This window comes from Pedobacter sp. FW305-3-2-15-E-R2A2 (assembly GCF_038446955.1).
GTDB lineage: Bacteria > Bacteroidota > Bacteroidia > Sphingobacteriales > Sphingobacteriaceae > Pedobacter.
Window position 1 is genome coordinate 1,961,411 of the sequence record NZ_CP151803.1, and the last position, 13,813, is coordinate 1,975,223.

At 38.9% G+C, this 13,813-nt stretch carries 13 protein-coding genes; 3 read left to right on the plus strand and 10 right to left on the minus strand.

From position 1 onward, the window contains the following. Window positions 1–137: 137 nt before the first annotated feature. Window positions 138–470, minus strand: a complete 333-nt coding sequence (locus AAFF35_RS08205) for a TfoX/Sxy family protein (RefSeq protein WP_342331945.1) — start codon at window positions 468–470, stop codon at window positions 138–140. A gap of 163 nt (window positions 471–633) precedes the next feature. Further along, window positions 634–1,176, minus strand: a complete 543-nt coding sequence (locus tag AAFF35_RS08210; protein WP_342331946.1) for a GNAT family N-acetyltransferase — start codon at window positions 1,174–1,176, stop codon at window positions 634–636. 203 nt (window positions 1,177–1,379) lie between these two features. Between AAFF35_RS08210 and dinB the strand changes: the two genes are divergently transcribed. Beyond that, on the plus strand, window positions 1,380–2,537 hold the full coding sequence (dinB, locus tag AAFF35_RS08215; protein WP_342331948.1) for a DNA polymerase IV: 1,158 nt from the start codon (window positions 1,380–1,382) through the stop codon (window positions 2,535–2,537). Between the two features lie 4 nt (window positions 2,538–2,541). Next, entirely contained in the window at window positions 2,542–5,484 is a 2,943-nt protein-coding gene (dnaE, locus tag AAFF35_RS08220) for a DNA polymerase III subunit alpha (protein ID WP_342331949.1), read from the plus strand. Between the two features lie 278 nt (window positions 5,485–5,762). Here dnaE and AAFF35_RS08225 read toward each other — a convergent pair whose 3' ends face one another. The 3 genes from AAFF35_RS08225 to AAFF35_RS08235 all read right to left on the minus strand — a co-directional run bounded on the left by AAFF35_RS08225 (window position 5,763) and on the right by AAFF35_RS08235 (window position 9,023). Then, a complete protein-coding gene (locus AAFF35_RS08225) occupies window positions 5,763–6,965 on the minus strand; it encodes an IS256 family transposase (protein ID WP_342331951.1) in 1,203 nt (400 codons plus the stop codon). Window positions 6,966–7,218: 253 nt separating this feature from the next. Beyond that, entirely contained in the window at window positions 7,219–7,842 is a 624-nt protein-coding gene (locus AAFF35_RS08230; protein WP_342331952.1) for a nuclear transport factor 2 family protein, read from the minus strand. A 167-nt stretch (window positions 7,843–8,009) separates the two neighbouring features. Then, the gene (locus AAFF35_RS08235) at window positions 8,010–9,023 is read right to left on the minus strand and encodes a hypothetical protein (protein WP_342331953.1); all 1,014 of its coding nucleotides are present in this window, start codon (window positions 9,021–9,023) and stop codon (window positions 8,010–8,012) included. A 253-nt stretch (window positions 9,024–9,276) separates the two neighbouring features. Here AAFF35_RS08235 and AAFF35_RS08240 point away from each other — a divergent pair, with 253 nt between their 5' ends. Then, complete coding sequence (locus AAFF35_RS08240) at window positions 9,277–9,669, plus strand: helix-turn-helix domain-containing protein (RefSeq protein ID WP_342331954.1); 393 nt, start codon at window positions 9,277–9,279, stop codon at window positions 9,667–9,669. A gap of 29 nt (window positions 9,670–9,698) precedes the next feature. Here AAFF35_RS08240 and AAFF35_RS08245 read toward each other — a convergent pair whose 3' ends face one another. The 5 genes from AAFF35_RS08245 to AAFF35_RS08265 form a co-directional block, all read right to left on the minus strand. After that, window positions 9,699–10,934: an IS256 family transposase gene (locus AAFF35_RS08245; RefSeq protein WP_342327959.1), complete on the minus strand. Its 1,236-nt coding sequence runs from the start codon at window positions 10,932–10,934 to the stop codon at window positions 9,699–9,701. A 144-nt stretch (window positions 10,935–11,078) separates the two neighbouring features. Beyond that, on the minus strand, window positions 11,079–11,207 hold the full coding sequence (locus tag AAFF35_RS08250) for a winged helix-turn-helix transcriptional regulator (RefSeq protein ID WP_342333357.1): 129 nt from the start codon (window positions 11,205–11,207) through the stop codon (window positions 11,079–11,081). 70 nt (window positions 11,208–11,277) lie between these two features. Continuing rightward, window positions 11,278–11,832, minus strand: coding sequence for a hypothetical protein (locus AAFF35_RS08255; protein ID WP_342331955.1), 555 nt, complete (start codon window positions 11,830–11,832; stop codon window positions 11,278–11,280). 59 nt (window positions 11,833–11,891) lie between these two features. Continuing rightward, window positions 11,892–13,211, minus strand: coding sequence for a serine hydrolase domain-containing protein (locus AAFF35_RS08260; protein ID WP_342331956.1), 1,320 nt, complete (start codon window positions 13,209–13,211; stop codon window positions 11,892–11,894). 136 nt (window positions 13,212–13,347) lie between these two features. Next, on the minus strand, window positions 13,348–13,779 hold the full coding sequence (locus tag AAFF35_RS08265; RefSeq protein ID WP_342331957.1) for a DUF1810 domain-containing protein: 432 nt from the start codon (window positions 13,777–13,779) through the stop codon (window positions 13,348–13,350). Window positions 13,780–13,813 lie beyond the last annotated feature (34 nt).

Consider the following 13,813-nt stretch of genomic DNA (forward strand, 5'->3'; position numbering starts at 1 on the left):
GGTATAAAATAATCCACAATACATTTTTTCTCGGGATGTAGCCTGTAATCTAAGCTTACCATTTTTAAGAATCTGTTTGTCGCCATTTTTTGGTAATATGATTCCCGACAATAAACGAGGAAAGAAGAACCGAGACATTAAATCTTTTTTTTGAGTTTTTTCGGCTTAGGATCAGGGAGTTCATTTACTGTAACCTTTACCAAACCTGAAACCCATTCGTGATCATCCAATTCCTCCTGTATTAAAAAATATGATTTAGCTCCGGGAAAAGGAGGTGCTAAGTTTGGTTTTCCAATAAATGCCTGGCCTGCTTCCGTGGGTTTGATCAATAGCCTATTGTCACATACCAATGCAAAGATCCGAATCCCGGCATACAGGCCGTACTCACCAAACATTTTTTTATAGCTGATACCAGCGGGATGATTGATCTGGTCGATAATGTAATCTATGTATTTCTGATCCGTTGCCATATGGTTAAAAATTGGGTAGCACAAATTAGAGAAAAGTAATCTTGCTACCCAATTTTCAGATTACATTTTTATTGCTGAAATCCAGGGGAAATTTATTATTGTATTAAACTATTCTGCTCTTATATATTTTTTTGGGTTTGACTTTGATTTAAAAATTGGATGTTTATCCAATCGTTTTAAACAAGTCCTGGATTCTATCGAATTTGGCGCTATAGGTAAACTTAGATTTTTCCAGAACCTTTCTAGCCGCAATATTCTTGCTGTGCACTATTGCTCCGATGCTGGTGATACCCTGGTCTAATATCAAGTCAATAATAGGGGGTAAGATATTACTCATGATAGCGCATCCGCAGGAGTTACCACTTAGATAAAACTCAATGAAAAAGGGGTAATGCTCAATTTTATAATGTTCCATAGCTACGTTCGGAGATATGAGGTCAATAAGTCCGATTACTTTACCTGAATTTTTTTTAGTTATAAAATGGAGGTAGTTACGATTTGAATGGTAGTTGATGATCATATTATTCAAAAAGACTCCAGCTTCAGAAAGATTGTTCAAACGCTTGCTTGGCAGAAATTTTAGGGTCTTTTCATCAGAAAGAATTTTATAAATATCATTTACGATATCGTCATATCTATTCAGATCTTCCGGACGCAAGGGGTGAATCAATAAATTCTCATTTTCAAAAGAAACAGGCTTAAACATGTGAGATCCCTAAGCAGATTCCATGCCATTAAGGGATATTATTACGGCGCCAATGATGGTAACATTAAATCTCTTAATTATACAAGCTATTGTCGCCATTTTTATAAAGAAACTACACAAGGGTAAATCGCTAAAAAAACTGGAAGATCAATCAGAATACTAAAAATATTAGCATAACTTTGTCGCTACCTAAATTTTAAATCATGGATAGCGGCAAGCAAATCATCCACATGGATCAGGATGCTTTTTTTGTTTCAGTTGAGGTAAGAAAAGATGCCTCATTAAAGGGGAAGCCAGTAATTATCGGAGGAACTTCTGACAGAGGTGTCGTTGCCTCCTGTAGTTATGAAGCCCGCAAGTTTGGAATACACTCCGCTATGCCTTCCCGCATGGCTAAGATGCTTTGCCCTCATGCTACCTTTATAAAGGGAAATATGGACGAGTATTCAAAAGCCTCCCATGAAATTACAGCGATCATCCGTGAAAAAGTGCCGCTTTTTGAAAAGGCGAGCATTGATGAACACTATATTGATATGACTGGCATGGACCGGTTTCATAACTGTATGCAATATGCCCACGAATTAAGGCAAACCATTATCAAGGAAATGGATTTACCTATTTCTTTCGGACTTTCCGTCAATAAGACCGTAGCTAAAATGGTTACCAATGAATGTAAGCCCGGTGGCGAGAGGAACGTGAAACAGCAAGAAGTACAGCCTTTTTTAAATCCACTATCTATTCGTAAAATACCGGGCTTAGGCGAAAAAACGTTCGTCAAGCTTAGTGATATGGGCATTAAAAAAATCATCACCCTGTCACAGATCCATCCGGATCAGATGAATTCACTTTTGGGTAAATCCGGGCTCTCGTTGCTGCAAAAGGCAAAGGGTATTGACAATAGCCTGGTCATTCCTTATACAGAACAAAAGTCAATTGGTACCCAATGCACCTTTCATGCGGATTCCATTGATATCGACATGATCAATAACTTACTGGTCGCTCAGGTGATGGATATTGCTTATCAGCTTAGAGAAAAAAAGAAGCTTTGCGCCTGCGTCACTGTTACGATCCGGTACGCCAATTTTGAAACGGAAACTAAACAGACTACCATTTCTTATACCTCATTGGATAGCGTACTGATAGCTACCGTAAAAGATTTGTTCAAAAAAATATATAACCGCAGGATGCTTTTGAGGCTCGTAGGCGTTAGCTTATCCAATTTAGTAACAGGTTTTGAACAGATTGATCTGTACAGTGAATCCCAGGAGCAATACAGTCTGGTCCAGGCATTAGATAAAATCAGGAGACGTTTCGGGCAGGACGCGGTAACCAGAGCCTCCACAATGGACATTAAATTATAATCCTATGTATTTAAACGTCCATTCTCACTATAGCCTTCGCTACGGCACGATGTCGATCAAGACATTAGTCGAGGAAGCACAAGCACGAGGCATTACCCAGATGGTAATTACTGACATCAATAATTCTACCGGGGTCATGGAATTTATGCGCGAATGCCGTTCAAAAAAAATTAAACCTATTGGAGGAATAGAATTCCGCAGAGATAAAAAGCTGCTGTATATCGGTATCGCTAAGAATAGGGAAGGGATGAAGGAACTGAACGATTATTTGAGTGATTATAATCTTGAACAAAAGGAGCTACCCGATGAGCCGAAGGAATTTAAAAACGCGTACATTATTTATCCTCATGGTCACAAGGCCGAATTAAAAAGTAATGAATACATAGGCGTTCGGTTCGATGAACTACATCAGCTTTTCAATAAGGACTTAAAAGACCATCAGGATAAACTGCTTGCACTGCAACCCGTCTTTGTGGCTAATAAAATTGAATACCGTCTGCATGAATACCTGAGAGGAATCGATCTGAATACCTTAATTACAATGGTTGAAAAAGAAGACAGATGCAAAGACACAGATCTGTTTCTCCAACCTGGAGAGCTGGAAGCGAAGTTTTCCAAATATGCTTTTATCCTTGACAATACCCGCAGGCTCATGGATAGCTGTACGATGGATTATCCGGAGGGAAAAATTAAGTTAAATCGTAAAACCTTTACCGGAAACAAAAACGATGATAGAGCGCTTCTGGAAAAATTAGCTGTAGAAGGAATGCGCTACCGCTACGGAAATAAGAACCGGGAGGCTTTGAAACGCGTAAAACAGGAGTTGAAGGTGATTGTCGAAATGGATTTTTGTGCCTATTTCCTGATTACAAATGACATCATTCAGTATTCTATGCGCAGGGGATATTATCATGTTGGGCGGGGATCAGGAGCAAATAGTATCGTTGCCTATTGTCTGCGCATTACCGATGTTGATCCTATCGCACTGGATTTATACTTTGAGCGCTTTCTAAATGCGGAACGCTCCTCACCTCCGGATTTTGATATTGATTACAGCTGGGACGAACGGGAAGATGTGCAGGATTATATTTTCAAACGCTATGGTAAAGCACATACGGCCTTGTTGGGCACCATGTCTACGTTCAAAGACCGTTCGGTAATCCGGGAGATCGGTAAAGTAATGGGACTTCCTAAAACTGAAATCGATGGTTTTACTGATCCGAGTCGCGCAGCCGTTAACCGGGACAACAATACTTTTAAAAAGATCATGGCGATACATTCCATGATGGGCAATATGCCAAATCAACGAAGTATTCATGCAGGTGGAGTGCTGATCTCAGAAGAACCAATTACGTACTATACTGCTTTAGACCTTCCGCCTAAAGGAATGCCGACGGTACAATGGGACATGTATGAAGCAGAATTAATTGGATATGATAAGTACGATATCCTTTCCCAGCGGGGCATTGGTCACATTAAGGAAGCGGTCAAATTGGTAGAACAAAATCAGCAAAAACGACTGGATATCCATCAGGTACAGGAATTTATCAAAGATCCCAATCTGAACAATCGTCTGAAGACAGGCCATACCATCGGCTGTTTTTACATAGAATCTCCGGCAATGCGACAGCTCAATACAAAGCTGACTTGCGATAACTACCTCACACTCGTTGCCGCCAGTTCTATCATTCGTCCGGGAGTGGCCCAATCTGGTATGATGAAAACGTACATCCAGAACTTCCATGCGCCTGATCAGGTCAAATACCTTCATCCGGTAATGGAAGAGCAACTGAAAGAAACCTTTGGAGTAATGGTTTACCAGGAAGATGTGATTAAGGTGTGTATCCATTACGGAGGCATGGATGGAACAGATGCTGACATTCTAAGACGTGGGATGAGTGGAAAATACCGTTCCCGTGTGGAGTTTGATCGGCTGGTAGAAAAATTCCATGAAGGAGCAATGGCATTAGGGAGGCCAGCAGATATTACAAAGGAAGTCTGGAGGCAGGTCTCGTCCTTTGCAGGGTATAGCTTTTCTAAAGCACATTCCGCCAGTTTTGCGGTGGAGAGTTATCAGAGTCTATACTTGAAAACGTATTATCCGATGGAGTTTATGGTGGGTGTGTTGAATAACTATGGTGGTTTTTATACCCGATGGCTATATGTTCATGAACTTAAAAAATCCGGAGCAAATGTCCATTTACCTTGTGTAAACAAAAGTAGCCCCGTAGTTTCTATCAAGGGAACTGACGCCTATCTTGGATTTGTCGGCATACAAGGGCTCGAAGGAAGATTGATTGAACTGATCCCGGAAGAACGAAAACTAGGTGGTGATTATCTCGATCTGGAAGATTTTGTAAAACGCACGGAAATTGGTCTGGAACAATTGATTATTTTAATTCGCTGCGGGTGTTTACGTTTTATAGGAAAAAGTAAAAAAGCGCTGCTATGGGATGCTCATGGCATGTTAGGCAATAAAACGAAACCAAATAGCCATGCAGAACTATTCCATGTAGAAGCTAAACAGTATATCATGCCCGATCTGATCAATACCAAATTAGAGGATGCTTACCATGAACTGGAATTGTTGGGTTTTCCACTTACACTTTCCATGTTCGATTTACTTAAAACGGAATATCGTGGCGACATCCGTACGGATGATCTCATTAAATATATTGGACAAACCGTTAAAATGGTAGGTTTATATGTCTGTGAGAAGACTGTACATACCAAAAACAATAAAAAAATGTGGTTTGGAACCTTTCTCGATGTAGATGGGAACTTTTTTGACACCACGCATTTTCCTAATAGTACCCCAACTTATCCTTTTAGAGGAGCAGGTTGTTATTTGATTTTAGGAAAAGTGGTGGAAGATTTTGGTTTTCCGAGTATTGAGGTGATCAAGTTTGCGAAATTGCCTATTGTCAATAATCCTGTAATGGATTGATTTAAAGTGTTTTTTTGAACTGGAAGGTAAACTGCTTTTTGGTAACTACTCAGGTTGTCTTACGAAGTAGCAATTGTGAAGAAGGCATTTAGTACATCCTGCTTAGCGTTAACAAGGTTTGAACTTACCGCACAAAGAGATATTGTTAATAGGTATATATGGAGATTTCGCCGAGACTAACCAATCAATATGTTATAGTGGTCAGTTTGAGCGAAGCACATTGGCTTATAATCGGCAGTGTACAGAAATCTGTGTAAATGAAATTTGGGGTTAGGGTATCAGACCTTAACCCTTTGTTCAAAAATAGCAATAAACTGATTTATAATCAACGGCCAGTTATGAATGGGCATCGTCCACTTTTTAGTGGCTTCCATTAAGGCCAGGTAAACAGATTTTTTCACAGCCTCATCGGTTGGAAAAGACATTTTATTTTTGGTGTATTTTCTGATCTTTCCATTCAAATTTTCAATTAAATTAGTTGTATAAATGATTTTCCTGATTTCCAGGGGGAACTCAAAAAATGCCGTCAGGTCATCCCAGTTTATCCGCCAGCTTCGAATCGCATAAGGATATTTTATTCCCCATTTTAACTCAAATGTTGTGAGTTCAGCTTCTGCTGCCTGCTTATTGGGAGCTGAATAAATGGGCTTCATATCTTCCGTAAATGGCTTTTTATCCTTCCATACCACATACTTGCAGGCATTACGAATCTGATGAACCACACAAATCTGAGTGGTAGATTGCGGAAATACAGAACGGATGGTCTGAGTAAAGCCACCCAGGTTATCGGTGCATGTGATCAGAATATCCTGAACACCTCTGGTCTGCAAATCAGTGAGCACACTCATCCAAAAAGCACTACTTTCATTCTTTCCCAGCCATAGCCCCAATACTTCCTTACGGCCTTCCATATTAAGTCCAACAGCCAGATAGATCGTTTTATTGATGACCTTATTACTTTCTCTTACTTTGAAAACAATGCCATCCATCCACACAATCATATATACCGGATCAAGTGGGCGATTCTGCCAGGCTAAAATATCATCAGTTACTCTTGCTGTTATGGTCGAAATGGTAGAGGGTGGTAAACGAAAGTCATATAACTCACGAAGTTCTTCTTCAATGTCAGCATTGGACATCCCCTTGGCATATAAAGAAACTACCAACTTTTCTATGCCTTCTGAGAGTTTACTCCGTTTGGGAAGGATCTGTGGATCAAAACTGGAATCCCGGTCTCTGGGGACTTTGATATCCAGTTCTCCATGTTCTGTTTTTACCTTCTTTTCGCCATAACCATTACGGGAATTATCGGTTTGTTTGCGTTGTTTATCGTGCTTAACATAGCCCAGATGAGAATCAAGCTCCCCTTCAAGCATCTTTTCAACGCCTCGTTTATACATCTGATCCATGAAGCTCATGAAATCTTTGCCGTCCTTAAACTGTTTAAGGAAATCGTCATTTAAAAAATCTTCTGCTTGCATCTTTTAAATTCCTTTCTCTAATTTACATAAAAATGGGATCTAAGTTTTTACCTCAAATCCCATTTACACAGTTTTTTGGATACTGCCTTATAATCTTAATGACATGACTAGCACCTTGCGAAATCTCCGGTTTTTACTATTCTTATTTTAATTAGGGTCTTTTAACAGATTTATAATTCCGTTACAGCAGTAAAGCTTTAGTGGCCGTATTGCGCCCAATTGCCACTTTTAGTTTCATTTAACGATTCATTTGTCAAGATTTCTTTTCTATGACAAAAGCTTTCAATTCTGCAATTTTTCCATTTTCGAAGCGCCAGACGTCGCAATAATCATAGTGGTTATAGGTTCCATTTGCAGCCTTCAAGGTGATTTCACCTGTTACGGTTACATAGCTACCCTCCTCAATGGTCTTTTCGACGGTAAATACGGGCGGTTCCAAATAGAATTCTTTCATATACTCTCGTACTTTATCTCTACCCTCAAGGATACGTTCGCCTACAAAAACCCATTTGGTATCCTGTGTACAATAGACTAGAAAACTTTCATAGTTTCCCTTTTTTACGAATTCGTTGGCCTTGTGTAATATCGTTGCGTTTTTCATTTTTGTTTGTTTTTGGATGTGAATCGATTCAGTAATGCTTGAATCTGGCGTGCTTTCATATAATTTTATTGCTAAGCTTTCTCCGTAATAAATTACCTTCCCTGCATTGGAGTTATAAAGATCAATGGTTCGTATTTCGTCATCCCAGTTCCTTATCTTTTGAGGATTTGTAACAGGCTGAAATGTGTTTTGATTAGGAAGGTAACTTACCGGTTGTGCTATGATTTCGATACCGGCTGACAGTAAGATGGATATTGTTAATGTTAGTTTTTTCACGTTATTATTTTAATTATGTGCCAATTAATTATTACTTCTTTTCTTTCCATCCAACCCTTGAATGTCTAATCTTTATACGCTCTTTCATATGTCCATTTGTTAATCTTAATCGTCATGCTCAATTTTGTGATTTTGTTAAATTGTGCTTAGAATATCCTGAATAAGTTCTACAAACTTTCCAAGGTTTCTTCAATTATTTCGATTCCAAATTCTTTTAATCGGTTGCTGATATGATGAGTTGAGATAATAGTTTCTGGAAGGTACAAACCCCCGGTCTTTTGTTCAGATTGTCCATTTAGGCCCAATATCTTTTCTGTGATTAAATATACGCCCACAGCTGTGAGATGGGAATTCCCTTTTGGGCCGGATACGATCGTGCTGAGTTTTCTTTTTTCGCCGGATAGTAGGGTACCATCAATAGTAATGTATAAATCATGGGAAGCTTCCAGGCCATTACTAGTCCCTATCGATTCCCCAATAATAAAGTCGAACCGAATATTTTTCGCACTCGTAAAAGCGGCTATACTCGGAATATCCAGCGTGCTGAGTGGGTAACCTATTGCTGACGAATGATTGTGCAAATCAATAGTTCTCGGGTTTTCTTTTGCTTGTACTGATAGCCAATTTCCCCCCTTGCGAATTAGCGCCTCACCAACAAAACCACTAACTTCGTTTGCAACTAACGGCCCTACGCTATCCTTTGGGTCATATAATCCTGCAAGTTCGATAGTTTCTATTTGACTGAATTTATTCGCTTGCTGTTTGACCATAAGAGTTAATAATCCCGCTTGCCAATGACCTGCGTATACAACAGGCGCAACAATTGTTTTGTGAAGGCTCAAAAATGCTGTGGGAGAAATTTGATCCGCTAATTCGCTTACAGCAATACATGCAATGCCATTTAAGATAGCAGTTTCTCTTAATATATTACTGTGATCATCCACCGCTGATATAATCAGATCAATTTTCTTAAATTCACTTAGATCGAAGCCTTCTGCGAGATTGATATAGGCTGTTTCTGAATGATTTAATTCCTTCGCTAAAGATATTCCGTTTTGCGGATTTCTACCTGCAAGAATAAGTTCGATACGCTTATCAGCTTGTCTGATTAGTCTTGCGATGTTACTTCCAACCATCCCATAACCGCCCACAATTAAGATTCGTTTTTTCTGTGATTCCATATTAAATTTTTTAAATTATATAATTTTACATTTTGCAATTCATTTTAAGTGTGAAGTCGGTCACAACTCATCCATGGGTAAACCGTTCATCAAGCCATTTTTTATTTATCACAGACTCAGTAAGATTAGGATGCACCACAATTATTAAAGTTTTCATATTTCAATGATTAGTGTATTTAAGACAAAGTTAGGGTTGCATATAAACTTTTGTATATTGCCTGCTAATTGTTAGGTACTATAAAAAATGTAAGTAATGAGTGAGATCAAGCAAACCTCAACAAACTTCTCGAATAAGGTTGCTCTGAGCGATGAATGTTCGGAAGCATATGCCTCAAATATCATCGGCGGACAATGGACATTGGTAATATGTTCGTGGCTATTAAGTGGTAAACTTAGATTTGGAGAACTAAAGAAGAAATTACCTGGTATTACTGAAAGGATGTTGACCTTGCAATTGCGTAAGCTCGAAGAGAATAAAATAATCAGCCGGACTGTTTATGCAGAAGTACCGCCACGTGTAGAATATGAGCTGACAGAAATTGGATATGCATTGAAGTCAGTTATCATGGAATTAGAAGTTTGGGGCACAAGCCATAAAAAATTGATCGGTGAGCAATCTTGCATTCCTGTCGGGAGTGTAACATGAACTGTGTCAGTTTCAAAAATTAACGCCTCTCAGAATCCTTTATTCTCTTGAAGAATTCTGTCACCAAATTTAATATAAAGTTGTGAAAATGCCGGTCCCCAATTATGGATTGGCATCGTCCATTTCTTACTGATGTTTTTGATGACCAGATACATGAGTTTCATCAGTGCCTGCTCAGAAGAAAAAGCCCCCTTGGTCTTGGTAATTTTGCGGATTTGGCGGTGTACGCCCTCAATCGGATTGGTGGTGTAAATAATCTTACGGATCCCTTGATCGTATTCAAAGAATGCAGAAAGGTTTACCCAGTTGTCCAGCCAGGACTTACAACTCAGGGGATATTTCGTCCCCCATTTCTCTTCGAACTCCAGCAATTTTTCATATCCCAGCTGTTCATTATTCGCCTGATAGATTGGCTTCATATCGGCCATTACTGCCTTTTTATCTTTCTCAGGAACATAGCGCATAGAACAGCGGATCTGGTGAACAATGCAAAGCTGTACCCTGGTCTTTGGAAAGATAGCCTCTACAGCTTCAGGGAAGCCCTTTAGTCCATCAATGCAGGCGATCAGGATATCTTCAACACCACGCGTTTTTAGATCAGTGAGTACCGAAAGCCAGAATTTGGCGCCTTCGTTTTCAGCCGTATAAAGCCCCAAAACATCTTTTTTGCCTTCAATATCCACACCCAGGATATTGTAGATTGCACGGGTTTCCACTACACCATTTACCCTGACCTTAAAGAACATGCAATCCAGGAAGACAAAGGGGTAAACTGCTTCTAAGGGTCTGTTGCGCCATTCCTGCACGGCTGGTAGTACGCTGTCAGTAATGCGTGAGATCTCAGCTGCAGAAATGTCCATGGCGTACATTTCCTGGATATAATCACGCATAGCACGCGTACTCATCCCCATTGCATACATCGAGAGGATGTTCCCTTCCAGTTCTTCTGTAATGATCAGTTGGCGTTTGGGGACAACCTTAGGGTCAAAAGTGCCCAGGCGGTCCCGACCGGTTTCCAATTCAAACTCTCCCGAGCTCAAGCTGCGAACCGTCTTCTTACTTTTCCCGTTCTTACGGTTGGACTGACCGGCTAGCTTACTTTCTGAAATGTGGTGCTCCAGCTCTCCGGTCATCATAGATTCCAGAAAGTGTTTCATCATCGGGGCTAGTACCCCATCCGTGCCAGTCATTTTCTTGCCGGCATATAAGCCAGCTATAGCTTCCTTTTTGAAGCTTTCGAAATCAAAGTCTTCTTGTGTTGCCATAATTATGTCGATAGTTTAAAGTTACACTATTGACACAGTTTGTGAAACACCCTCTTCCTGTCTGAAACTTTCCGATACATTTAAAATTATTCAAACATTGCTATTGTTTGTTCGTTTGTGCAATCAATGTTTTGCGGGAACGCTCTATACATGCTCCGTGGCTTCATAAATAATACTTACCGGGTTGGTTGGATATAAGGTACATGTGATGAAGTCATTCAATTCCAGATCTTTTAATTCTTTAGCGAGTATCTTAGAAGATATGCCAGTGATTTCATAAAAATGGTCCGGTCAGAAAAGTGACAGGGAAAAAAATCTACGTGGCAATGTATTCAGGAGGTGTTTATTCAGGAACTGTGTCATTTATCGTGATGTTTACCGGAATTTTTATTTCTTTTTCCATTCCATTTGGCATTTTAAATTCAATTTTTATAAAGCCATTAAGCTTTTCAAATTTTTTGTTTAGTTTAAATACAATCCCTAAATTTTTATACAAGATCTTTTCATATTCCCATAATGGAAGTTCTTGCAGGTTTTTAGACCTTTCATTATCTACAATTCGTAGTTTTTCATTGTTTTCATTTGTAAGTTCAAAATCTTTTAAAGTATAAGTCGCAAAATCATAAATATTATCATTTTTAACTATAATGGTTCCGTGATTTTTATGATACTCATCGACTTCCTTCTTTGATAAAGGAAACCTTGTTATGACGCCAAATTCATCAGTCGGCTGTTTTTTTATTTCAGTAATGTCGGTAATGCTAACCTTGGCATTTTTTGTTATTTCATTTAAAAATTGTTCAGTTTCATGATCTGAATATTTGTAGTCGGGATCGTTTTGTCCGTTACAGGAAATCATAAATGGAAAAATTGCAAGGAGTAAAAAAAGGTTTTTCATTTTAATTGAAATTTTCTTCTGGTGTCAAATAGGTGAGGAAATAAAATAAGCGCTAAAATTTATTCTTTTTTAAACAAGAATTCTTTGCCACTTTGTTTTAATGTCATTTGTTTGTGCTCTGGTTTAAACTCCAATACAATTCCCGCTTGATCAAACTTAAAAATAGTAGGGGTGGTAGCTTCTAACGCAAATCCTGCCTGACCGGTTGCTTGTGCAAATAATTGGGCTTCTTTATTGGTGATGTTGATTTTGATTGGGATCTGCCCGCTCGCGTATGTTCCAACATAGGTGTCCAATATTTCTGAAGCAACTGCCAGCTTTTCAAATGTTGGTATTTCAAATGGCCTGTTAAAGTAGCAGCTTTCCGCGCAGGCTAAAATATTCGGAATTTTATAGATTGATCCATTAGAGGAAATGGCTATAGCTAGTTTTTCTTCCGGATAGTAAGCCACTATAGACTGAAACCTGTCAATTGCTCCATCATGCCCATAGCTTTTTGTATCGGAATGAGAAAGGTCGAATAAGCCCATTCCATAACCATTCTTTATGGTTTTCATTAATGCTAATGATTTTTGACCAACTATTTTTTGTTCAAAAAGTGAAGTAATAAAAGTAGTTAGATCGGTCGGGTTAGCGATCAATGCACCTGCGCCCATAGGAATGCTCAGGTCAGTTTCGTCTTCTTTGATCCATTCGTTTTTAAAATGATAGGAGTAGCTCTCGTTATTTAGGATATTTGTTTTCTTCGTTCCGAAATAGGTGTTTTTTAATCCTACTGGCCTGAGGATTTTTTCGTTTAAAATTGACGCGTAATCCTTTTTATATGCTTTCTGCAAAATGTAACTCAACAGCACATAATTTGAATTGCTGTACTTAGCTTTACTATTAGGTTCAAAATCGCTTTTTCCCTTAGCAATGATCTCCACCATTTGCTTTTCGGTTTTTGGTTGCGTATTATAGGCCAAATAATCAACGTCATCTGTAAAGTTATGGATGCCACTTCTGTGATTAAGCAGGTGCTCAATAGTTATTTTTTTACAATTTTCGATTTGCGGAAAATAACGGTCAATAGTTGTATTTAATGACAGCTTTTTTTCTTCAATAGCCTTAAATAATAATGTTGCGGTAAACACTTTAGAAATGGAGCCGATTCTATATTTGGTTGCTGTGCTTGCTAGCTTAGAGGTTGCCAAATCGCTGTATCCAATTGCATTTGAATAGATTGTTTTGCCATTTTGACTGAGGGCAATACTCCCCATAAATTTATCTTTTTTCTTTAATACCTGAAATAGACTGTCTAATTTTTGGGCAGCAAAATTTTGTGAAAAAGCGGTTAAGGTAGCCAGGCTTAAAAAACTGAGGATAAATATTTTTTTCATATTTCTGGATGAGGCATTAGCAACTGATGACAAATGTAATATTAAGTCACTGTATTGTGATATATATTCAATAGATTTCTTTACCCGATGATAGGTGTAGTTTTACTAAGCTTAACTTTTGAGACTCATCAGTTTTTTAAATATCTTGAAGTTTAAGTATTTTCAGCGTAATGTGATCTTTTAAACCATCGTAGAATTTTTGCAGTACTTTCTCAAAAATGGGATCCGCATTGGGTACAGCCGAGAATAAGGTCATGCTTGATTTTAGCTTCAGGTCATCGGGACTGCCGAATACCTGCTGTGCATTATTGGTCTCCAGTTCCATCAGGGTATTGCAGGCTAAAATCAGCCTCGGACCTAAAACCCGGTGAGCAAGATAGGCAGTTGCTTCACTTAAATCTTCAATGGCATAGTGTCTGGATGTTTCTGTAAATCCCAGTCCCTGGATTTGCGGGAAAATATACCACATCCAATGGCCATGCTTCCTTCCAGCCTTTAGCTCATTTAATGCGGTCTGATAGACTGCTTTCTGTGCGGTGATAAATCGTTCCAGGAGATGCGCTTTCATAGAGGGCCAAATTAAAATTCTGCTTGTGGCTGGC

Coding starts and splice junctions, on each gene's coding strand:
- AAFF35_RS08205 (WP_342331945.1), bottom strand. CDS start 470: ATGGCAACGGATCAGAAATACATAGATTACATTATCGACCAGATCAAT.
- AAFF35_RS08210 (WP_342331946.1), bottom strand. CDS start 1,176: ATGTTTAAGCCTGTTTCTTTTGAAAATGAGAATTTATTGATTCACCCC.
- dinB (WP_342331948.1), top strand. CDS start 1,380: ATGGATAGCGGCAAGCAAATCATCCACATGGATCAGGATGCTTTTTTT.
- dnaE (WP_342331949.1), top strand. CDS start 2,542: ATGTATTTAAACGTCCATTCTCACTATAGCCTTCGCTACGGCACGATG.
- AAFF35_RS08225 (WP_342331951.1), bottom strand. CDS start 6,965: ATGCAAGCAGAAGATTTTTTAAATGACGATTTCCTTAAACAGTTTAAG.
- AAFF35_RS08235 (WP_342331953.1), bottom strand. CDS start 9,023: ATGGAATCACAGAAAAAACGAATCTTAATTGTGGGCGGTTATGGGATG.
- AAFF35_RS08240 (WP_342331954.1), top strand. CDS start 9,277: ATGAGTGAGATCAAGCAAACCTCAACAAACTTCTCGAATAAGGTTGCT.
- AAFF35_RS08245 (WP_342327959.1), bottom strand. CDS start 10,934: ATGGCAACACAAGAAGACTTTGATTTCGAAAGCTTCAAAAAGGAAGCT.
- AAFF35_RS08255 (WP_342331955.1), bottom strand. CDS start 11,832: ATGAAAAACCTTTTTTTACTCCTTGCAATTTTTCCATTTATGATTTCC.
- AAFF35_RS08260 (WP_342331956.1), bottom strand. CDS start 13,211: ATGAAAAAAATATTTATCCTCAGTTTTTTAAGCCTGGCTACCTTAACC.
- AAFF35_RS08265 (WP_342331957.1), bottom strand. CDS start 13,779: ATGAAAGCGCATCTCCTGGAACGATTTATCACCGCACAGAAAGCAGTC.